The organism is Halorussus limi (assembly GCF_023238205.1).
Lineage (GTDB): Archaea > Halobacteriota > Halobacteria > Halobacteriales > Haladaptataceae > Halorussus > Halorussus limi.
Genome location: NZ_CP096661.1, coordinates 78,284 through 98,198 on the forward strand (window position 1 = coordinate 78,284; position 19,915 = coordinate 98,198).

Genomic DNA, 19,915 nt, shown 5'->3' on the forward strand with positions numbered 1-19,915 from the left:
GCGAACCCGAAGCCGAGGGCATCGAGTCGCGAGACGAATGCGATGAATTAACTGCCCCTCGTTCGGAAGTGGCGGGTATGGTCCCCCTTACGCGCAGGCGACTCCTCCACGGCGCGGTCGGCGCCCTCGTCGGCCTCGCCGGATGCAGCGATTCGAGAGACGGTACGTCCACGGAGACCGCGAGTCAGTCTCCGAGCAGCGACACCGGAGCGGTTCCGGACCACTACAGTCTGCGACGCCCCGACGAGAAACCGGCGGTCAGGGTCTCGGACGAGCGCCGACGAGGCACGACGGCGTCGTCCTCGCCCACCGACGGTCCCCCGGAAGACGCTCGACAGCGCGGTTTCGTCACCTCCACCGAGGCCGCACGGCGGATGTGGTTCGCCGACACGGACGGCGCGGCCGAGGCCCGCCAGTTCGTCGCCGACACCGACTTCGACAGCGAGACCCTCTACGTCGAGTTCTACCCGGTCAGGGAGTGTTACTCCCTCGAACTCTGTTCGGTCACGTGGTCGCGGACGGACATCCACACTCAGTACGGGAGTTACCTCCGCTCGTCCGACGTCTCCTGCGAGGTCGAGGCGAGAGACGGCGTTTCGTGGCTGATTCGCATCCCCGAGGTACTCGACCCGGAGGCGATGACCGGTGGCGGGTCGGGGTGGAGCAGCAACGGATGCGGTCGGCGACACCGACCGCCCGACCAGACGACGACCGACGCGCCCGACTTCGGCCCGAAACCGCCGACGAACGGTACCGAAACCGCGACGGAGGGCGACCGATGACGGACGGCCGACCCGACGCGGCCCGCAGTGGCGCGGTACGGGGCGGCGGCGCGACGCGTCGCGGATTCCTCGCACTCGCCGGAACCGCGACGCTCGCTGGTTGTAACGGATTCGGTGGCATCGGCGGTGTCTTCGGGGACGAACCACCGACGCTCAGCGGCGAAGCGATCGGGGAAGCGGTTTCGGCGGACCCGCCGACGGTGCCCGAGACGGTGCCGATTCCGGTCGAGCAGTCGCGACTGGACGAGACGGCCGCGGCGGTCCGGGACCGCCTCGACTCGGTTCCCGCGCCGTTCGACGCCCGAGAGATTCCCAACGGTGCGATTCGAGACAAGGTCTCCCAGATGCGCGACGAGGCGACCACCGCGCTCGAAGACGCCGCCGACGCGCCCACGCCCGTCGAAACGATGACGAAACTCCGCACCGCTCGCGGACGCGCCCGAGAGGTCACGGCGACGTGGGCGGCTATCGACGCCGGACTCGGGTTCGCCGACCTTCGAGAGACGGTCCCGGAGATTCGGGACGCCACCGACGCCTTCCGCGGTCGGTGGCGCTACGTCGGCGACGCGCCGATTCGAGCGGTGCTGGCCCACGCGAAAATCGAGGAACTGGTCGCGTTCGTCGGACACCGAACCGGGGGCGCGGTCGAGCGATACGGCCGGGAGGCCGAGAACCCGATACGGACGGGGGAGTTCGCGGGCGCCCTCGAAGAAGCACGCGCCGCGCTGGACGACGCCGAGTACCTCTACGACCGATACGAATCGTCGCTCGCCGACCCGCGCCGCGTTCGCTCGGAAGTGACTGCCGCCGGAGAGTCGTTGATTCAGACGCTCGAAAATCGGCGAGAAAAACTCCCCGACGGCAACCCCCGAAAGCCGTCGTCGTTCGTGGACCGCAATATAAAGCGCACTCCGGTCGGGTCCGCGATGACCGAACTGTATCGAGGTCTGGACTACGCCGACGGACTCGAAGACGAACGCGCGACCGGCCGACGCGCGCAGGTCGTCGTCTCGGCCCACGAGACGCTGGTCAGAGTTCGCGCGTTCGAGTTACTCCGAGAGCGCGTCCAAAGCGGCGACCACGTCACCGTCGAGAGCGCCGACGACGTGCGCAAGATTCGCGAGTCGGCGATTAGAGCGTTCGAGGACGCTCTCGAATCGGGCACGAATCCGCGACTCGGCCGGCACGTCCTCTCGCAAATCGTCGGCGTCTTCGAGTACGCCGACGACCAATTGAAGGGCTACGACGAGGACAGCGACGTCTCCGCCAAGTGGCTCGACCGGGAACTCGGCCGGTACGTCCTCGCCGGCGCGATGGCGCGGGCGACGCCGAAGACGAGCGCGGACGTCGCCGACGAGATTCGACGGGCGTTCTGACGGGTCGGCGGTCCCCGGCCCAGAACCCTGCGGACGGACGTTTACCCCCTGCGGAGCGGAAACGACGGAGGGAGACGAACCCCCGTGTGCCATCAGTGTTATACGTCACCAAACATCTCGGATGACTTTTCCGTGGGGCGTTCCTCTGTAAGGTATGAGCGAAAACTCCGGGCGGCGAAACCTTCGCATGCCCAACAGCGACGAGTTGTTCGGCGTCGTGACCGAACACAACGGCGGAAACCACGTGCGCGTCCAGTGCGAGGACGGCCAGAACCGAATGGGCCGCATCCCCGGACGAATGAAGTACCGAACGTGGATCAACCAAGGCGACGTCGTCCTCGTCGACCCGTGGGACTGGCAGGACGAGAAGGCCGACGTCGAATGGCGCTACACCGAGCAGGACGCCGACCAGCTCCGCGCCGAAGGCCACATCGACTAACGCCGCCGCGATACCGACCCGTCTGGGTCGGTTCGTCTCGTTTTACTCTATCTCATCTCACTAGCGGAGTGACGACGAGTTCGTTCACGTAGCAGTCCGCTGTCGAACAGTTCGACGGTCAGACGGTCGGGTCGCCGTCAAGAACTTACACGCATAACCGAACCAACCGTATGGAGACGACTGTCCTCGTAATCGGCGGCGGCGCGACCGGGACCGGAATCGCCCGCGACCTCGCGCTTCGCGGCGTGGACGCGACGCTCGTCGACCGCGGCGGTCTCGCCAGCGGCACGTCCGGACGCTCCCACGGCCTGTTACACAGCGGGGCGCGCTACGCCGAGTCCGACCCGGTCGGCGCCGAGGAGTGCATCGAAGCAAACCGCGTTCTCAAGGAAATTGCCGGGGCCTGCGTCCGCGACACCGGCGGACTGTTCGTCCAACTCGCCGAGGACGACCCCGCGTACTTCGAGACAAAGCGCGAGGCCTGCGAAACCGTCGGTATCCCGGCGAACGTCCTCGACGGCGACGCCGCGGGCGAAGTCGTCCCGGACCTCTCGGCCGACGTCGAGCGTGCGATGGAGGTGCCCGACGCCGTCGTCTACCCCTCGCGACTCGTCGCCGCCAACGCGGCCGACGCCCGCGACCACGGCGCGACGATTCACCCCCACGCTCCTGTAGAGGGCATGACCGTCGTCGACGGACGCATCACCGGCGTCGACGTCGGAGGGACCGTCGACGACCGCGTCGACCCCGACTACGTCGTCAACGCGGCCGGCGCGTGGGCCGAACAGGTCGCCGCGATGGCCGGCGTAGACGTAGAGATGCGGCCGACGCGGGGCGTGATGGTCTCCGTCGAGTACGACCGCCTCGGCCCCGTCCTTAACCGGTGTCGCGCCCCCGACGACGGAGACATTATCGTGCCACACGACTCGGAGGTCGTCCTCGGAACCACGAGCGTCCGCGTCGAGAGTCCCGACGAGTACCCGACCGAGGAGTGGGAGGTCTCGAAAACGGTCGCGGAGTGCGCCGCCATGCTCCCGCCGGTCGCCGACGCACCGACGGTCCGGACGTGGTGGGGCGTCCGCCCGCTGTACGGCCCCGACGAGGACGAACGCGGCGGCCGCGGCATCTCCCGCGGGTTCTTCCGATTGGACCACGCCGCCGACGGCGTCGACAACTTCGCGAGCGTCGTCGGCGGGAAACTGACCACGTACCGCCAGATGGCGGAGTCGGCCACCGACCACGTCTGCGACCGGTTGGGCGTCGACGCCGAGTGCCTGACCGCGGACCGCCAACTCCCCGGCGCGGACGCCCCCGACCGACTCGACGAACTCGTCGCCGAGTTCGACGGGCAGAGCGTGACCGACGCCGACGTAGTTGGCGCATGTGAATCGTGAAGTGATTTCAGTTCGACGGGCCTCTACCTACGACGCCGAATCGTCCGGGTCGGCCGTCGCCTCGGACCGCGCGCCTTCGAGTTCCGCTTCGAGGTCCTCGATGCGCTTCTCTTGAGCGAGGACCATCGAGAGCAGGACGACGACCATCGGGTTCCGGCGGTCGAGGTAGCCGCCCGCGTCGGCGTACCGGCGGGCGTCCTCCCAGAGGCGGTCGAAGCGGTCCCTGTCCGGCCGGCGGAGCGCCCGCCGGTAGTCCCGCCAGCTATCTTCGAGCGACGCGAGCGTGTCGCGGAACGCCGTGTTAGCGGGCCCCATCGACGCTCACCTCCGTGGTCGGCGCGGCGCTGGTCGCGGTCGCTCGCTCGTCTCCCACCGAATCGAGCGGACGAACGCCTACCGCTAACTCGGGTCGCTCCGATTTCGGTACCCCACCGTTCTGTGGTATCGCTCGCATACACAGACGTACTCGCGGTAGCCGGTTAAGCGTCGGCGCGCGGCTTCCAGAAGTTCCGGAAGCGAGCCGTGTCCCGGAGGAGGACGAGTTAGGGGCTCACGTTGCGGATGCCTCGGTTTCCAAACGTTACCGGAATCGACCGCCGCGTCCAGTCGCGGCCCGTTCTTCGGTCGAATTGTGCGTTACTCCTCTCCCTGTTTGAGAGGTGGCTACGAACGCTGTCGTTAGCCTTCGGTCTTTTTACATATCTGTCGTTTCGCTGCGCACCTTCGCAGAAGATACTTGACAGTCTGCTTGTCCGCCAATCTCTTTTTAACGTCAGTTATTGTAGGAGGCGGTAATGGCGGATGATTCTTCGCAAGACGTCACGACGGGGGATCAAGTCGGCGGGGAGGAGGGAGACGTAGAGACGGAACTGTCGCGGGACATGAGTCTCTTCGACATCACCTTCATCGGCGTGGGGGCGATGATCGGCGCGGGCGTGTTCGCGCTCACCGGGTTCGCCGCCGGACTCGCCGGACCCGCGCTGACGCTCGCGTTTCTCCTCAACGGCTTCGTGGCGATGTTCACTGCGGTGTCGTACGCGGAACTCGGCGCGGCGTTCCCCGAGGCCGGCGGTGGCTACCTCTGGGTGAAAGAGGCGCTCGTAGACCCCAACGGGTTCTACGCCGGGTGGATGAGTTGGTTCGCTCACGCGGTCGCGTGTTCGCTCTACGCCGTCACCTTCGGGGTCTTCCTCGTCGAACTCATCGTCTACTCGACGGGACTCCCCCACGAGTTCCATCTCTTCGGGTTCGTCACCCCGATAATGGCCGAAAAGGGATTATCGGTCCTCATGGTCGCCGCCTTCGCATACATCAACTACCGCGGAGCGGAGGAGACCGGAAAGGCGGGCGTGGTCGTCACGGGAATCAAAATCGTCATCCTCGGGGCGTTCATCGCGTTCGGCGCGTACGCGACCGTCACCGCTCCCCAGTGGACCGACAAGTTCTTCGCCAGTCCCTCGTTCGCGCCGAACGGCCTGTTCGGTATCATCGGCGCGATGGGGTTCACCTACATCGCGTTCGAGGGGTACGAAATCATCGTGCAGTCCGGCGAAGAGGTCGTCGACCCCGGTAAGAACATCCCGAAGGCGGTGTTCTATTCGATGCTGATAGTCGTCCCTATCTACGTCCTCGTGGCGTTCGCGTCCATCGGCGGCATCGACGTGACCCAACGCATCATCGGGTTAGCCGAGGTGGGCGGCCAACAGAGCGTCTACACGTGGGAACTGCTCGGCGAACTCGGCGAACTCGGCATCATCCGCGCCGCGGGCCAGTTCATGCCCTACGGCGTTCCGCTGTTGCTGTTCGCCGGACTGGCGGCGACCATGAGCGCACTGAACGCGACAGTGTACTCGTCGAGTCGCGTCTCGTTCGCCATGGGTCGCGACCGCGCGCTTCCCGGCGTCTTCGACCGAATTCACCCCGACAAGCGGACGCCCCACTGGGCGATTTTCATCTCCGCTATCCTCATCGCGGCGATGGCGGTCATCCTTCCCATCGAGGCGGTTGCGGCTTCGGCGGACATCATGTTCATCCTGCTGTTCGTCCAAGTGAACTGGACGGTCATCCGGATGCGCGAGACACACCCCGACCTGCCGCGGACGTACGAAGTGCCGTACATGCCGTGGCCGCCGCTCATCGGCATCGGACTGCAGATACTACTGACGCCGTTCCTCATCTACACCCTCGGACTGGAGGCCATCGGTATCGGCGAGAGCAACCACGGTCTCATCGCGCTGGTGACGACCGCAATCTGGATGCTGTTCGGTCTCGCGATTTACTACGGCTACTCCAAGCGAAAGGAGGCCGAGCAGATAGAGCAGGAGACGCCCACGCTGCTGACCGAACGTAGTCCGTCGGAGTCGGACGGTCAAATCGTGGTCCCGATAGCGAACCCGGAAAACGCCGAGCAGTTGATGCGGACCGCGGTCGATATCGCGCGCGACAAAGACGCCGAAATCCTAGTGATGAGCGTCGTCACCGTCCCTCAACAGACCCCGATTTCCGAGGGTCGGACGTTCGTCACGGACGAACGGGAGGTGGTCGAGCGAGCGATGGACATCGCGAAGGAAGTCGACGTGCCGGTCAGCGGGACGGTCCGTATCGGTCACGACGTCGCACAGGCGATCATCAACACCGTCGAACAGTACGACTGCGAGACGGTTCTGATGGGGTGGAAGGGACAACACAAGACTCAGCGGCGAGACATCGTCCTCGGAAGTAACGTCGATACGGTCGTACAGAAGGCGGACGCCGACGTACTCGTCGAGCGAATCGGAAGCGCGACGGGGACCGTCGAGTCCATCCTGCTCCCGACGGCGGGCGGACCCCACGCCGAGTTCGCCGCCGAAATAGCGCAAGCGATAGCCCGCACGACGGGCGCCCGTATCGACGTGGTTCACATTGTCGACCCGGGCGCGAGCGACCAGCGGCGACAGGAGGCACGGGACACCGTCGAGTCTACGGCTGCTATCTTCGAGGGTGACGACATCGCCGAAACGAACGTCGTCGAGGGCGAGGACATCGTCACCGCTATCGTTGACCGGTCGGAGTCCTCCGACCTCACGATTATCGGTGCCACCCGAGAGGGACTGCTCCAACAGTTCGTCTTCGGGGTCGTTCCCGAACAGGTTGGATGGCAGGCGAAGAACACCGTCATCATGGCGAAACGGAACACGGACATTGCGTCACGACTCGCTCGTTGGCTCGGGCGGTAACGACGCGACACTCCCTACAGCGGTCTCCTGTGGACTCGCTAGGTGACTTTCGACCGGACTCCCTCCTCACCCACGAACACTTCGATAATCTCGGGTTCGAAGCCGCGCGTCGAGAACACGGTTACCAAGTCCCCGGTCCGAATTTCGGTGTCGCCTTGCGGGAGGATGACGGAGTGGTCGCGTTCGATGGCGACCACCCGAACGTCGTCGGGGAGGATGCCGTCTTCGTCAGCAGTAGCGAGCGTCCGGTGAACGAGCGGGCTACCCTCGCCGACCGTAATCTCGAATATCTCCGCGTCCCCGGAGAGGTGCATGAAGTCCTTGATTGCCGGCCGCTGGACCGCCCGATAGAGGTACTCTGCGATCAAGTGTTCCGGATTTTCGAGGACGTTGACGCCGAGTTGGCGGAACAGACCCATGTGTTCGGGGTTGTGGACGACGGAGACTTGGGAGGGGATTTCGAGTTCTTGAGCGAGGAGCATCACCATGATGTTCGTGGCGTCGGATTCGGTCGTGCTGATGATGGCGTCGGCCTGTTCGGCGCCCGCTTCCTCGAGCGCGTCCATCACCGTCGCGTCTCGGTTCAGCACGAGACAGTCGAAGTTCTGGGCGGTACGGGTGGCTACTGCCTCGTCTTTCTCGATTACGACCACGTTGTTGTTCTCTCGGGTCGCGATTTCGAGGAGTTGCGACCCGATGTCGCCCGCACCAACGATAATGACGTACATGCTGGTTTTAGGAAGGCACAATCGCTTAAAAGTGATGGATTCTGATTCCACAATTCTAAGTAGGAGAACTACGAAGTGCGAATCATGTCACAGAATCCTAACAGCCACTCGGATTCCTCCGCTTCTCCGCCTTCTGACCTCCCCGAGGACCTCGCGGACCGACTCCCCCAACTGAACGAGTCCGAACTCCGCGCCGTCGTTTCGCACGCTCGCTCGCTGTTGCCCGAACCGCCGACGGTGGAGGACTTGCTCGAAGCCAAATCCGGCGAGGAACTCCTCGAAGTGGACGAGAAGGAAGGGTACACGATGGTCGCCAAGAAACAACCGTGTGCGGAAGGCTGCGACGAGTGCCCGCACGGACCGTACCTGTATCACGTTCGGGTCGAAAACCATCCCGAACGAGGGAAAGAGCCGTCTTTACACTGGGAGTTCATCGGCCCCGTCTCCGAGTCGTGAGGAGAGCGGGCTCACGACGAGAGGGCTTTCGAGAGCGTGTACCCGACGAAGGCCGCGAGATACCCCATCGCCAAGAGTATCGTGCCTATCGACCGACCGAGTAGGGCGACGGTGGCGATGAGCAGCGGTCCGACGAGCAGCAGCGAGTCGAACGCGCGGTCGTTCGGTCCCGCGTCGAGAATCTCTCCGATGACCGGGACGCTATCGGGGTTCATCGGTACCCTCCTAATCTGACGAAGGCTCCCCGAAGCAGGACCAGTACCGGGATGATTTCGAGTCGGCCAATCCACATGTTGAACAGGAACGTCACCTTCGCGAGCGTCGGCATGCTCGGGCCGGTGATGCCCGACGAAAGGCCGACGTTGCCCTGTGCGCTTGCGACCTCGAACAGGACGTTTTCGAGCGTGAACCCGTCGGTCCCCGTGGGGAGAACGAGGAGCAAGACGAGCGTTCCGAGTCCGAGGAAAACGAACCAGAGGAACGTGATGATGGCCGCCTCCTCGAACTCCTTGGACGCCTCTTCCTCCGAGAGATTCCGACCGTTGAGGCTGAACGTCCGAATCGCCGACGGCGGGTAGAAGACGTCCCGTATCCGGAACATCGTCCCCTTCGTCAGCGTGAGAGCGCGAATCAGTTTGATACCGCCGACGGTGGACCCGGCGGCCGCGCCGACGACCATCCCGAAGGAGACGAGCAGTTGCGCCTGAGCGGACCACGCCGTTCCGAGGGAACTGGCGGTCTGGAACCCGGTACACGAGGCCGCCGAGACGAACTGGAAGGCCCCGTACCGGAACGACTGGAACAGCGCGGCGCCGCTTCCGGTCAGCGTCATCCCAGCGACGGTCATCGACTCGGGCGTGTACACCTGATTCGAGTACAGCATCGCCGTGAGACCGAGCGCACCCGCGGCGAAGTAGACGAACACCCATCGCGTCTGGAGGTCCTCGTAGAAGTTCCGCAGGTCGCCCTGCAAGATGAGGTAGTGGATGGGGAACGCGATGCTCCCGAGGACCATGACCGGCAGCAGCGCGAAGTCGATGGCGACGCTGTCGTAGGTCGCGATGCTGTTGTCCGTGATGGAGAACCCGCCGGTGGCGAGACCGGTCATCGCGTGGTTGATGGCGTCCCACATCGGCATCCCCGCCAGCCATAGCAGCAGAATCGAGACGAAGGTGAACAGGAGGAAAATCCACCAGATGGTCCGAACCGTCGAGACGATGCCCGGGTGAATCTTCTCTGAACGGGCTTCGCTCTCGTAGAGTGTCAGCGACCCGCTTCCGGGTCGAGCGAGGATGGCGGTCGTGAGGACGATGACGCCGACCCCGCCGACCCACTCGATGAACGACCGCCACCACTGGAGCAGGTGGGGGAGGGAACTCTCGTCGTCGGTCATCGTGAGTCCCGTGCCGGTGAACCCCGACATCGACTCGAAGAACGCGTTCAGCGGGTTCCGGAACGCCGCGAGCGTCGACGCCGCCCGTCCGGTGAACTCCGGCGCGTTCAGGAACCACGGGTCGAGGTGGACCGTCCACGCGACGAGCAGGAACGGGAGCGACCCGAACAGCGCGACGAGGAACCACCCCGACGCGGCGATGGTCATCCCGTGGAGTTTCCCGGGGTCGGCGGCGTCGGCGTACCGCGTCGAGAGCCACCGCCCTAATCCGAGCGGAACGAGTCCCGAGGCGACCATCGGCAGTATCACGTAGTGTTCGCCCCACGCTATCGGAACGACGAGCGAGGCGAACATCAGTCCCGCCAACGCCTCCAGCATCCGTCCGAGGTCGCGGCCGATGGTTCCGAACTCCCCGTTCATCGTCCTCTACGCCTCCGAGCGAAATCGGTGCCAGACGGTGTCCTCTCGCCGTCCTACCGACGCCCTCCGGGCGTACTCGCTGTTCGCCCGACAGCGGTTGCTACTGGTTCTCGCAATGCGTTCGCGACACAGACCGGACGCCCGACCGCGTGTCGGATACGAGGTAGTATTTGCTCGATATGTTTTATTCGATAGTCTGCGTAGTCCCATCAACAAGAGTCACCTGTTAGGAGTAATTTAAAACTTCTGATTGCCCAACTCCATTTATAAGTAGTGTTCGCGTGCGATTCCTATGCTTATGCTTTGTTCCGGATTCTGTCCCTACGGGTGAATGAAAAGGGTACTCTCATAGACGCCTCTCGCGAGCAGGAAAATCCGCTCTCGAAGTGTCCCGAGAGTCGTCCTCCGAAGCGCGAGAGGACGCTATCGGTCGCCGAACGCGCTGATGGTCTCCTCGTCGATACCGTTCCGCGAAAAGAGCGTCACGACGTCGTCCGGACGGAGGTGGGTGTCTCCTTTCGGTGTGAGCATCGCCTCGTCTCGCTCGATGGAGATGATGAGCGCTTCGGAATCGATGATGCCCCGCTTGTTCGCCTCCTGTAACGTGAGGTCGGCAATTTGGGCCGACGAAGAAACGACGAGTTCGACGACCTCCGCGCCACCGGACAGGTTCATGAAGTCGGTTATCGAGTGGGCGTCCGGCCCGTCCTCGGGACCGAAGGCGTCGTAGGGGCCGCGGTACTCCTGCTGGATGAGGTTCTCCTCCTCGATGTCGATACCCAGATTCGCGAGGTCGCGGGCGACTCGCGAGAGGTCGGCCATGTCCTCGCCGACTGCGGCGACGTGGAGGTTGCCCCGGCCAGTCATGAGTTCGCGGACGTCGGTCACGCCGGGGATGTCCGCGACCTGTTTCGCGATGCGCTCGCGGTCGGGCACGTCGGTCGTACAGATAAACAGGTTCGTCAGCCGTCGCTCCGCGCGCTCGTAGTCGATTCGGGCGTGGTATCCCTCTATGATGCCCTTCTCTTCGAGTTGCCTGATGCGGTTTCTGATGGTTCCCGCCGAGACGTTGACCTCCTCGGCGATGTCCGGGGCGGAGATGCCCCGCGCATCCCGAGCGAGGTGATAAAGAATACGCTTGTCTATTTCGTCCAAGCGAACGCTCATACCTAAGATGCGGTGATGGGATGATAAACCGCTTCCGGCTTTCGTAGCCTCATCAATCCTTCTCTCGGCCGACTTGCACGACGCGACTACCCTAACCGCGCACTAAAAAGAGACTTCGGAACGAGTAATTCACTCCGGGTTTCCGTACCGGTACCAAACCGCGCCGTACGAATCGGTGCCAGCCGTGACTTGCCGGAGACGGTTCGCCTTCGTCCTATACGCCGAGCAGTCGTCACTCGACGCAGTCGCCACGTACCGCGCGGTCGGCGTCGATGCGACTCGCTCGAGACCAGTCGTGCGAGTCCCGTCCGGAACGATTTCCGTACCGCTCGGGTTACGTATCCCGAACAACGATTATCGGGAGTTCCGTCCGGTCGGCGATCGATTCGTACGTCGGCCCAAAGACGCGCTCGACTCCCGGTTCCTGCGTCTCGCCCACGACGATCAGGTCGTTGTTCCTCGCCGCTTGGCTTATCGCGAACGACGGGTCGTCGTCGACGACGACTTCCTTGTCGATTCCTGCCTGCGAGTACCCCTCGTCGACGAGTCGCTGTTTGACCTCCGAGAGCAGTTGCTCGCCCTCCTCGACGTCGGACTCGGACTCGGCGACGTGCAAGAGATTCGTGTGTAAGAGAACCTCCTGATTCAACGCGCAGACGAAGTCGCTGATCGGTCGCGCGAACTTCTCGTCGCGTATCGCGACTAAGACGTGGCCCAAGGTGGTGATGGGGTTCGGTACGAGAAGCGCGTCCACGTCCCGGTCTTCGGCGACGGTCGTCGGTGCGTCCGCGACGTTCTCTCCCATGACGAGTTCTACCTCGGCGGTCTCCCCTCTTTGAACGAAGTCGGCCGCGAGCGTGTACAGGTCCCGATACGCCTCCACTTCGCGTCGCTGCCGTTCGTCTGCCGTCAGTTCCCTCGGCGTCTCGTAGACACCGAGCAGAATCACTTTACAACTTGTGAGCCCCTCTACGAAGGTCGAAGGGAGCGGGTCCGGGTCGGGGAACTCGACTGGAATCAACACGGTCTGTGACGACATCCTTGTTCACCGAATTCTGATACGGTTCATCCGCCAAAAGTCTCTGTGGCTCTCAGCTACGACACCGCAAGACGGTTTTATACCTAGATTCGGGATGCTCACTCGACCCGCGGTCGTCGGGTCTCGTCCGACGGCGGTCCACCGATTACTCGATTCGGTCGAACGTCTCGGACACCGACCGGTACGTCCGGTCGCGACTCGTCCCCTCGGCCTCTATCACGTCGTACTGGTCCATCTTCGAGAGGTAGTTGCGGACCGTGCGGTCGGTCTTCGGGTCGTCCGTGCGCTCGCGGTACTCCTCGTACAGTTCGCTCGGCGAGATGGCGTCGTGGTCCTCGATAATCTCGTAGAGCGTGTGCTGGTGGGGCGTCAGCGTGTCCACGTCCTTCTCGTGGCGTTCGGCGCGCGCCTCCGGAATCGACGCTTCCACGATTTCGTCGGTGATTCTCGACTCGTAGCTCTGGTGGGCCTGCCGGGCGGCCGTCCGGAGGACACTGAGCGCGACGCGGGCGTCGCCCGCGGCGGCGTCGGCGATGGTCGCCAACTGGTCGCGCTCGACGGCGTTCTCCTCGAGACCGCGCTTCACGCGGGCGTCCATGATGGACACGAGTTCCGCCGAGTCGTAGCGGTCGAACCGCACGCGCTCGCACCCCGTGAGCCGACTGGTCAGGCGTTCGTCGGCGTTGGCGAACAGTTCCCGCTCGCGGTTGGCGATGAGCAGCATCGAGAACTGCGGGAGTTCGTGGAGCGTGTAGAGCAGACGCTTCTGTTCGAGTTGGTCGGCCTCGTCGAGGATGACCACGCACGGCGGGCCGTCGTACGTGCGCAGTCGCTCGAAGAGTTCGTCGCGCGGCGTGGACTGGCGGTGGATGTCTATCGTTTTGCCGAGTCCCTCTAAAATCCGGTAGAGGGTGCGAAACTCCGAGAAGTTCTGCCAGCAGTTGACGTACTGGTACTCTACGTCGAGGACCTCTTGGCGCAACTGCTCGGCGGTGTACTTGGCGAGACAGGTCTTGCCGACGCCCGAGGGGCCGAGCAGGAGGGTGGTGTCGGCGGGGTCGCCGTCGGTCAGCGGAGCGAGGACCTCGGTGAGGTGGGTGACCTCGGCGTCTCGATGCTCGACTTCTCGGGGAACGAAGCCTGTCCGGAGGACGCGAGCATCGGTTATCATTAGTTCCGGTATCAGGCCACTGGGACTTAAATGCCGAGGCTGGTTTTCCGGAAATTCCAGAAGTCCCGTCGGCGGTAGGTTCGCCCGTCGCGTCGACACGTTGGCGCGTCGGCGCGCGTTCGACGCTCGGCCGCTCCTACGCGTTGGACTCGCCGGTACTCGCGGTCCGCGTTTGCACTTCGCCGCTTATCTGCCCGAGCGGTTGCCCCACGAAGAGGCCGCCTAAAAGTATCCCTAGCGCTCCCACTCCGAGCAGCGTGGCCCGACTGCCGAACGCGTCGACGACGGGACCGGTGAGACCGAGACCGACGACGAACGCCAGCGACGAGAACACGCCGACGACGGAACTGTATCTGCCGAGTCGCTCCTCCGGCACCACCAGTTGACCGAGCGTAGTTACCGGAACCCTGACCGCGGCGAACACTGCTCCGGCGAGCGCGAGCGAGACGAGGACGGCGGCAGTCTGAACCCCCGTGGTCGGGACGCGTACGACGGCGAGAACGAGCAGGAGACCGAACACCGGGAGACCGCCCACGACGAGTCGCCCGCGATAGGCGTGGACGAGGCCGTCGTACCGGCCGACGAGGAGGCTTCCCGCGGTCATCCCCGTGAAGAACGCCGAGTACAGGAGGCCGATGGCGAACCCGCCTTCGAGCGGGAGCGAGGGAGCGTAGACGGGGAGCGCGACGTTGATGGGGGCGAGGGTGAACTGGAGACCGACTTGGAACGCGACGAGGTTCGTCAGGAGCGGATGGTCGGCGACGTACCCGAGACTGTCGGAGATGTCCCGCTTCGTCTCTCGAACGACCGACCGGAGTCGCGCGCGAAACGTTCGTTTCGGTGACTGGTCTTCGTCCGGCGACGGGCGGCCGCGCTCGGACGGAATGGCGAGGACGAACAGCGCGGAGAGGAAGAAGGAACCGGCGTCGACGTAGAAGGCGTCGAACGAACCGACGACTGCGATTACCGCGCCGCCTCCGGCGAAGAACATCTGGGAGACGCTGAAGGTCAGTTCCTTCAGGGAGTTCGCCGACTCGAGGTCGTCGTCGGGGACGAGTTGCGGGATTATCGCGCTCCGGGCCGGGCCGTCGAACGCGTCGATGATGCCGGTGAAAAGGGCGACGGCGAGGATAGTCGGAACGAGCAGTTCGCCGCGTCCGACCGCAGGGATGACGAGAACGACCGCGCCCCTGACGACGTCGGACCCGACGAGGAGGTGCTTGCGGTTGACGCGGTCGGCAATCGCACCGCCGGGCAGCGAGAGGACCGTCGTCGGGAGGAAGCTAGCGACGAACGTGAGCGAGAGCAGCGTCGGGTCGCCGGTGACTTCATAGACCACCCAGATGAGCGCGATTTCGTGGACGCTATCGCCGACTCGGGAGGCGACCTGTCCAAACCAGAGCGCTCGGAACCCCCGGTGGGAGAGCGCCGACCGGAACGACATTACGAGTCCTCCGCACCGCCGTTCGAGGGGTTGTGGTCCTCTTCCACGCCGAGGACCGACGAGAGGTACTCTTCGAGACCGCGTCTGAGCGTGTCGGCGTCTTCGCTCCGTTCGAGGGTCGTCGCCCGGAGGACGCCGCCGTCGTGGGCCGAAAGCAGGAGACTCGTCGTCGCTTCGACGTCCACGTCGCGGAACTCGCCTGCGGTAATACCGTCCTCGATGGCCTGTCGGACGAACGCGCGACCGTCGTCTTCGAGTCGGTTCAGTTCCGCTCGATAGGCGTCGTTGTGGGCCGCCGTCGCGTGTAGTTCGAGTTGAACGCGACTCGCCGCCCGTTCGGTCTCCGTCGGGTCGGCCGAGAAGTCCAAGAACCACCGGATTCGCTCGGTCGGGGGGTCGCTGGCGCGCGCCTCGTACTCCGCGTTGCAGTTCGACCGGACGTACTCGATGTACGCGGTGACGAGTTCCGTCTTCGTCTCGTAGTAGTAGTGGACGAGAGACTGGGATTTCCCCCACGCTTCCGCGACGCGTTCGGTGGTCAGCCCTTCGATGCCGTGTTCTCGGAGGGCTTGTCCGGTGGCTCTGAGGAGCGCTTGCTCGGTGGAGACGTCGTCGGCGTCTTCGACCATGTTGATTGAGTACTCAATCAAGATTCTTGTAGCCTTCGGTTCAACCAGTTGGCAGTTCGGCCGGTGACCGCGACGTGGCCGCAGATACTGCGGTCGTCCGCGGAGCGAGACCCGACGCCGTCGGTCAGATACCGTCGCGGAGCGTCACCTGCCGTGTATCGCCTCGACTCGCAGGACACCGCGTTCGGTTTCGATACGGACAGTCACCGCTCGCTCGAACGTTATATGTCAGGGGTACGTAACCCTCCGTATGCAACTCGATGACAAGACGGTACTCGTCACGGGCGCTGCGTCCGGAATCGGTGCGGCGACTGCGAAACAGTGTAGCGAGTACGGCGCGCGGGTGCTCGTCACGGACGTGGACACGCCCGGGGCGGAGGAAGTCGCCGAGACGATTCGCGATGACGGAGGCGACGCGGAGGCCCACGAACTCGACGTGACCGACCCCGAGCAGGTGGCGACCGTCATAGAGGCCGCCCACGAGGAGTACGGGCTAGACGGTCTGTTCAACAACGCCGGTGTGGGACACCCCGGACAGTCCATCGAGGACGTAGACGAGAGCGTCCGGGACTTCGTGATGAACGTCAACATCAACGGCGTCTGGAACTGCTGTCACGCCGCGTTGCCGCTCTTGAAAGAACAGGGCCACGGCTCAGTTGTCAACATGTCTTCCGTCGCGGGCAAACTCGGACTGCCCGGCCAGTCGGTGTACTCGCTGACGAAGGGCGCGGTGTTGAACTTCACGCGCGCCGCCGCCCAAGAGGCCGGACCGCACGGCGTCCGAGTGAACGCCGTGTGTCCGGGGTTCGTCGATACGCCGCTGACCGACAGCTACTTCGAAGGCAGAGACGACCCCGACCGGGCGCGAGAGGCGATGGTCGAACAGTACCCGCTCAAGCGATTGGGAGACCCCGACGAAGTCGCGGACTGCGTCGCCTTCCTGCTGTCGGACCACGCGTCGTACGTGACCGGCCACGGCCTCGTCATCGACGGCGGCTACGAAAGCGGGTAGGGACGACACCTGTCAGTGGACGCCCAGCGCTTCTATCTGTTCCTGATACCGGTTGCGGATGGTAACTTCGGTCACCTGCGCCACGTCGGCGACTTCGCGCTGGGTCTGCTTCTCGTTGCAGAGCAGCGACGCGGCGTAGATGGCCGCGGCCGCGAATCCGGTCGGCGACTTCCCGGAGAGAAGGCCCTTCTCGGCGGTCTTGTCGATAATCTCGTTGGCCTTCATCTTGACCTCCTCGGTCACGTCGAGTTCGGAGGTGAACCGCGGCACGTACTCCTTGGGGTCGACCGGTTTCATCTCCAAGCCGAGTTCCTTCGAGACGTACCGGTACGTTCTGCCGATCTCCTTCTTCTCGACCCGGGACACCTCGGCCACCTCCTCGAGACTCCGGGGAATCCCCTCTTGGCGGCACGCGGCGTAGAGACAACTGGTCGCGACTCCTTCGATGGACCGGCCGCGAATCAGGTCCTCCTTGAGCGCGCGCCGGTAGACGACCGACGCGACTTCGCGGACCGACCGCGGGACGCCGAGCGCCGAGGCCATGCGGTCGATTTCGCTCAGGGCGAACTGGAGGTTCCGCTCGCCCGCGTCCTTGGTCCGGATGCGCTCTTGCCACTTCCGTAGACGGCTCATTTGGCTTCGCTTCTCCGAGGAGAGCGACCGGCCGTAGGCGTCCTTGTTCTTCCAGTCGATTTGGGTCGTCAGCCCCTTGTCGTGCATCGTCTGGGTCGTCGGTGCGCCGACGCGACTCTTGCTCTGGCGTTCGCCGTGGTTGAACGCCCGCCACTCCGGCCCGCGGTCTATCTGTTGGTCGTCGAGAACCAGTCCGCAGTCCTCGCAGACGATTTCGTCACCGTCTCCGCTCGTAACGAGACTCTCGGACTCGCACTCGGGACAACTCTTCTCTCCCTCCGTCGCCTCCGTTTCTTCTGCTTGTTGTTCTTCCGACGTACGTTCGTGTTCTCGCTGTCGATTGAGCCGGACCATTAAAGTCCAATTATAGTAGTGGCTTGGTTGCCTAATAAGTATGGTTCTGTGTAGAAGGGGAACGACTGTCTCGGGACTCGTTTGCGAGGCGTTCGACCAGCGTTAGAGTAAACTCGGTTGCGTAACACGCGAACTTCTCACGACCGAGCGAAACTATCGTCTCGAACGTCGGAGCAACGATGGCCGGGTCGTCTCCGCGAGCCCTCCTCGAAACATGGCCGGTCGTGCCGAGAATGAAAGCGTTATCCGCCTTAGACTCCGAGACCCGACATGGACCTCTCGGTCGTCGACCTCTCTCCGGTTCCCGACGATGGCACCGCAACCGACGCCTACGCGAACACCGTCGAGGCGGCGCAGCAGGCCGAACGGCTGGGATACTCTCGATTCTGGGTCGCCGAACACCACGACATGGCCGACCGCATCGCAGGGACGACCCCCGAGGTGTTGCTCGGACACCTCGCCGCCGAGACCGACTCGATTCGGCTCGGGTCGGGGGCGGTGCTGCTCAACCACTACAGTCCGTTCAAGGTCGCTGAGGAGTTCGGCGTACTCGACGCGCTCGCACCGGGGCGTATCGACGCGGGTCTTGGGCGAGCGAACGGTTCGCCGGCCGCCGACCGCGCCCTCGGAACGAAGCGACGCGTCCGGAACCCCGACGAGGACCACACCGAGAAGATAGAGGCGGTCGTCAACCACCTCTACGACGACTACCCCGACGACCACGCCTACAGCGACCTCCAGATTCCGCGCTCGGGCGAGGCGACGCCCGTCCCGTGGGTGCTCGGGTCGAGTCCGTCGAGCGCGGCCATCGCGGGCGAACTCGGACTCCGGTACTGCTTCGCGGCGTTCATCCGGCCGCAGTTCGCCACCCGCGCGTTCGAGGAGTACCGCGACAGCTTCCGACCGTCACGGCTCGCCGGTAGCGTCGAGGAACCGCAGGGAATGGTCGCAGTGAACGCGGTCTGTGCTGACACCGACGAGGAAGCGGCGCGCCTACGAGCGGTGGCCGAGGCTACGTACAAGCGGATGCAGCGCGGAGATATCGGAACCACGCCGTCCGTCGAGGAGGCCATCGACGAACTCGGCGGCGTCCCCGACCCGACGCCGGCCACGCTCGACCCGGGAGAGTGGCCCCGAGCGATATCCGGAAGTCCCGAGACGCTCGCCGACCTCTTGGAGCAACTCGCCGACCGCGTCGGCGTGGAGGAAGTGATGATTCAGCACGTCGTCCCCGACCACGACGACGCGCTCCGGTCTCACGAACTGCTGGCGGAGGGCGTCGGACTCGCAGGTCGCTGACGAGGCGTCTGCACTCGCCCGCTCGAACTGTTCGACCCGGCCCTCCGCAACGTCGGGAGAGTGGTACGCCTCGCTGTTTTTCGTGGGCGGTGTCCTCGCGTTTGGGGCTTCGATACATTCGTCGGCTCTCCGCAGCGATTGTTCCGCCGACGCGCTCCGAAAAGACTATAATCTGGCCTCAGAAGAACGTGAACGAGACACGATGGGGGTCAGCCAATGCAGGACGGAGTAACGGACGACAGAGACGCGTTTTTCCAGATGGCCAGCGATTTCCCGGTCCGGACGGTCCTCTACACGTTTGGCCTTCCGGTGTTCGGACTTCTACAGTTGATAAACGGCTTAGTACACGACGGGTCGCTAGTCTTCATCGGCCTCTTCGCGGCGCTTTTGGTCGCGTTCTCGGCGGTACTCACTCAGTATCACGTCGCAATCTATCGCCGGAAGAAATTCGCTCGGTAAGAATCGAAAGAACGGCGGAAACGCCTCACGTCTCGCGGCCGAGTCGCCGGGCTTCCTTCTTCTGGTCGCGCGCCGCGTACGCGCTGAACGCCCCGAGGGCGAACGTGATCAGTCCGACGACGATGTCGTTCCAGAACACCAGCGGATTCGTCGCCTCGGTGGCTCCGGCGTCCCAACCGAACATGAACGGCGCGGCGATGAGCCACAGGCCGACCAGCGCGGCGACGGCAGCGGCACCGACGCTACCTACCTTGTCGTTGCCCCGGCGAGAGTAGTTGTAGCCTCCGGCGACGAGCAGGAGGGCGCCGACGATGATGTCGTTCCAGAACTGCGAGGCGACCATGTCGAACAGGAACGACTGGACGATCATCCACGCTCCGATGAGCGCGATGATTCCCGACAACCACTTGCCGCGTTCGTACGGATTCGGGTCGACGTCTGCGTCGACGTTACGATCCGTGTCGTACTCGGCGTCCGTTTCGCGATTACTCATTTGTTCTCCCCC

The 19,915-nt window shown here is 64.2% G+C and carries 21 protein-coding genes; 9 read left to right on the forward strand and 12 right to left on the reverse strand.

Going from position 1 to position 19,915, the window contains the following annotated elements:
* Positions 1 to 77 precede the first annotated feature (77 nt).
* The 4 genes from M0R89_RS20570 to M0R89_RS20585 all read left to right on the forward strand — a co-directional run bounded on the left by M0R89_RS20570 (position 78) and on the right by M0R89_RS20585 (position 3,991).
* On the forward strand, positions 78 to 782 hold the full coding sequence (locus M0R89_RS20570) for a hypothetical protein (protein WP_248652898.1): 705 nt from the start codon (positions 78 to 80) through the stop codon (positions 780 to 782).
* The gene (locus M0R89_RS20575) at positions 779 to 2,158 is read left to right on the forward strand and encodes a hypothetical protein (protein WP_248652899.1); all 1,380 of its coding nucleotides are present in this window, start codon (positions 779 to 781) and stop codon (positions 2,156 to 2,158) included. The genes M0R89_RS20570 and M0R89_RS20575 overlap by 4 nt, the downstream gene beginning before the upstream one ends.
* A gap of 154 nt (positions 2,159 to 2,312) precedes the next feature.
* Positions 2,313 to 2,597, forward strand: coding sequence for a translation initiation factor eIF-1A (gene eif1A / locus M0R89_RS20580; protein ID WP_248652900.1), 285 nt, complete (start codon positions 2,313 to 2,315; stop codon positions 2,595 to 2,597).
* 170 nt (positions 2,598 to 2,767) lie between these two features.
* Positions 2,768 to 3,991, forward strand: a complete 1,224-nt coding sequence (locus M0R89_RS20585; protein WP_248652901.1) for an FAD-dependent oxidoreductase — start codon at positions 2,768 to 2,770, stop codon at positions 3,989 to 3,991.
* A 27-nt stretch (positions 3,992 to 4,018) separates the two neighbouring features.
* On the opposite strand, the gene M0R89_RS20590 is transcribed toward M0R89_RS20585, so the two are convergent.
* Both M0R89_RS20590 and M0R89_RS20595 read right to left on the reverse strand, forming a co-directional pair.
* Positions 4,019 to 4,306 (reverse strand): DUF8156 family protein, encoded by a 288-nt coding sequence (locus tag M0R89_RS20590; RefSeq protein ID WP_248652902.1) that lies wholly within the window; start codon positions 4,304 to 4,306, stop codon positions 4,019 to 4,021.
* Entirely contained in the window at positions 4,293 to 4,445 is a 153-nt protein-coding gene (locus M0R89_RS20595; protein ID WP_248652903.1) for a hypothetical protein, read from the reverse strand. The genes M0R89_RS20590 and M0R89_RS20595 overlap by 14 nt, the downstream gene beginning before the upstream one ends.
* A 340-nt stretch (positions 4,446 to 4,785) precedes the next feature.
* On the opposite strand from M0R89_RS20595, the gene M0R89_RS20600 reads away from it, so the two are divergent.
* Complete coding sequence (locus tag M0R89_RS20600; protein ID WP_438267697.1) at positions 4,786 to 7,206, forward strand: amino acid permease; 2,421 nt, start codon at positions 4,786 to 4,788, stop codon at positions 7,204 to 7,206.
* A 38-nt stretch (positions 7,207 to 7,244) separates the two neighbouring features.
* Here M0R89_RS20600 and M0R89_RS20605 read toward each other — a convergent pair whose 3' ends face one another.
* Positions 7,245 to 7,934 (reverse strand): potassium channel family protein, encoded by a 690-nt coding sequence (locus tag M0R89_RS20605; protein ID WP_248652904.1) that lies wholly within the window; start codon positions 7,932 to 7,934, stop codon positions 7,245 to 7,247.
* An 84-nt stretch (positions 7,935 to 8,018) separates the two neighbouring features.
* On the opposite strand from M0R89_RS20605, the gene M0R89_RS20610 reads away from it, so the two are divergent.
* Positions 8,019 to 8,390 (forward strand): hypothetical protein, encoded by a 372-nt coding sequence (locus M0R89_RS20610; RefSeq protein WP_248652905.1) that lies wholly within the window; start codon positions 8,019 to 8,021, stop codon positions 8,388 to 8,390.
* Positions 8,391 to 8,401: 11 nt separating this feature from the next.
* Here the strand turns inward: M0R89_RS20610 and M0R89_RS20615 are convergent, their stop codons facing one another.
* The 7 genes from M0R89_RS20615 to M0R89_RS20645 form a co-directional block, all read right to left on the reverse strand.
* Positions 8,402 to 8,605, reverse strand: coding sequence for a hypothetical protein (locus M0R89_RS20615; RefSeq protein WP_248652906.1), 204 nt, complete (start codon positions 8,603 to 8,605; stop codon positions 8,402 to 8,404).
* Positions 8,602 to 10,203, reverse strand: coding sequence for a TrkH family potassium uptake protein (locus M0R89_RS20620; RefSeq protein WP_248652907.1), 1,602 nt, complete (start codon positions 10,201 to 10,203; stop codon positions 8,602 to 8,604). The genes M0R89_RS20615 and M0R89_RS20620 overlap by 4 nt, the downstream gene beginning before the upstream one ends.
* Before the next feature lie 423 nt (positions 10,204 to 10,626).
* A complete protein-coding gene (locus tag M0R89_RS20625) occupies positions 10,627 to 11,370 on the reverse strand; it encodes a winged helix-turn-helix transcriptional regulator (RefSeq protein WP_248652908.1) in 744 nt (247 codons plus the stop codon).
* 334 nt (positions 11,371 to 11,704) lie between these two features.
* Positions 11,705 to 12,319, reverse strand: coding sequence for a universal stress protein (locus M0R89_RS20630; RefSeq protein ID WP_248652909.1), 615 nt, complete (start codon positions 12,317 to 12,319; stop codon positions 11,705 to 11,707).
* Between the two features lie 235 nt (positions 12,320 to 12,554).
* Positions 12,555 to 13,580 (reverse strand): Cdc6/Cdc18 family protein, encoded by a 1,026-nt coding sequence (locus M0R89_RS20635; RefSeq protein WP_248652910.1) that lies wholly within the window; start codon positions 13,578 to 13,580, stop codon positions 12,555 to 12,557.
* Positions 13,581 to 13,716: 136 nt separating this feature from the next.
* Positions 13,717 to 15,024, reverse strand: coding sequence for an MFS transporter (locus tag M0R89_RS20640; protein WP_248652911.1), 1,308 nt, complete (start codon positions 15,022 to 15,024; stop codon positions 13,717 to 13,719).
* Positions 15,024 to 15,674: a TetR/AcrR family transcriptional regulator gene (locus M0R89_RS20645; protein ID WP_248652912.1), complete on the reverse strand. Its 651-nt coding sequence runs from the start codon at positions 15,672 to 15,674 to the stop codon at positions 15,024 to 15,026. Before M0R89_RS20645 ends, M0R89_RS20640 begins: the two co-directional genes overlap by 1 nt.
* 229 nt (positions 15,675 to 15,903) lie before the next feature.
* Here M0R89_RS20645 and M0R89_RS20650 point away from each other — a divergent pair, with 229 nt between their 5' ends.
* Positions 15,904 to 16,665 (forward strand): SDR family NAD(P)-dependent oxidoreductase, encoded by a 762-nt coding sequence (locus tag M0R89_RS20650; RefSeq protein WP_248652913.1) that lies wholly within the window; start codon positions 15,904 to 15,906, stop codon positions 16,663 to 16,665.
* Between the two features lie 12 nt (positions 16,666 to 16,677).
* On the opposite strand, the gene M0R89_RS20655 is transcribed toward M0R89_RS20650, so the two are convergent.
* Positions 16,678 to 17,652 carry a transcription initiation factor IIB gene (locus M0R89_RS20655; protein ID WP_248652914.1) on the reverse strand — a complete coding sequence of 325 codons (975 nt, stop codon included), beginning with the start codon at positions 17,650 to 17,652 and terminating at the stop codon, positions 16,678 to 16,680.
* A gap of 270 nt (positions 17,653 to 17,922) precedes the next feature.
* Between M0R89_RS20655 and M0R89_RS20660 the strand changes: the two genes are divergently transcribed.
* Positions 17,923 to 18,951: an LLM class flavin-dependent oxidoreductase gene (locus tag M0R89_RS20660; protein WP_248652915.1), complete on the forward strand. Its 1,029-nt coding sequence runs from the start codon at positions 17,923 to 17,925 to the stop codon at positions 18,949 to 18,951.
* Between the two features lie 216 nt (positions 18,952 to 19,167).
* Positions 19,168 to 19,410 (forward strand): hypothetical protein, encoded by a 243-nt coding sequence (locus M0R89_RS20665; RefSeq protein ID WP_248652916.1) that lies wholly within the window; start codon positions 19,168 to 19,170, stop codon positions 19,408 to 19,410.
* A 25-nt stretch (positions 19,411 to 19,435) separates the two neighbouring features.
* On the opposite strand, the gene M0R89_RS20670 is transcribed toward M0R89_RS20665, so the two are convergent.
* Entirely contained in the window at positions 19,436 to 19,903 is a 468-nt protein-coding gene (locus M0R89_RS20670) for an SPW repeat domain-containing protein (RefSeq protein ID WP_248652917.1), read from the reverse strand.
* Positions 19,904 to 19,915 lie beyond the last annotated feature (12 nt).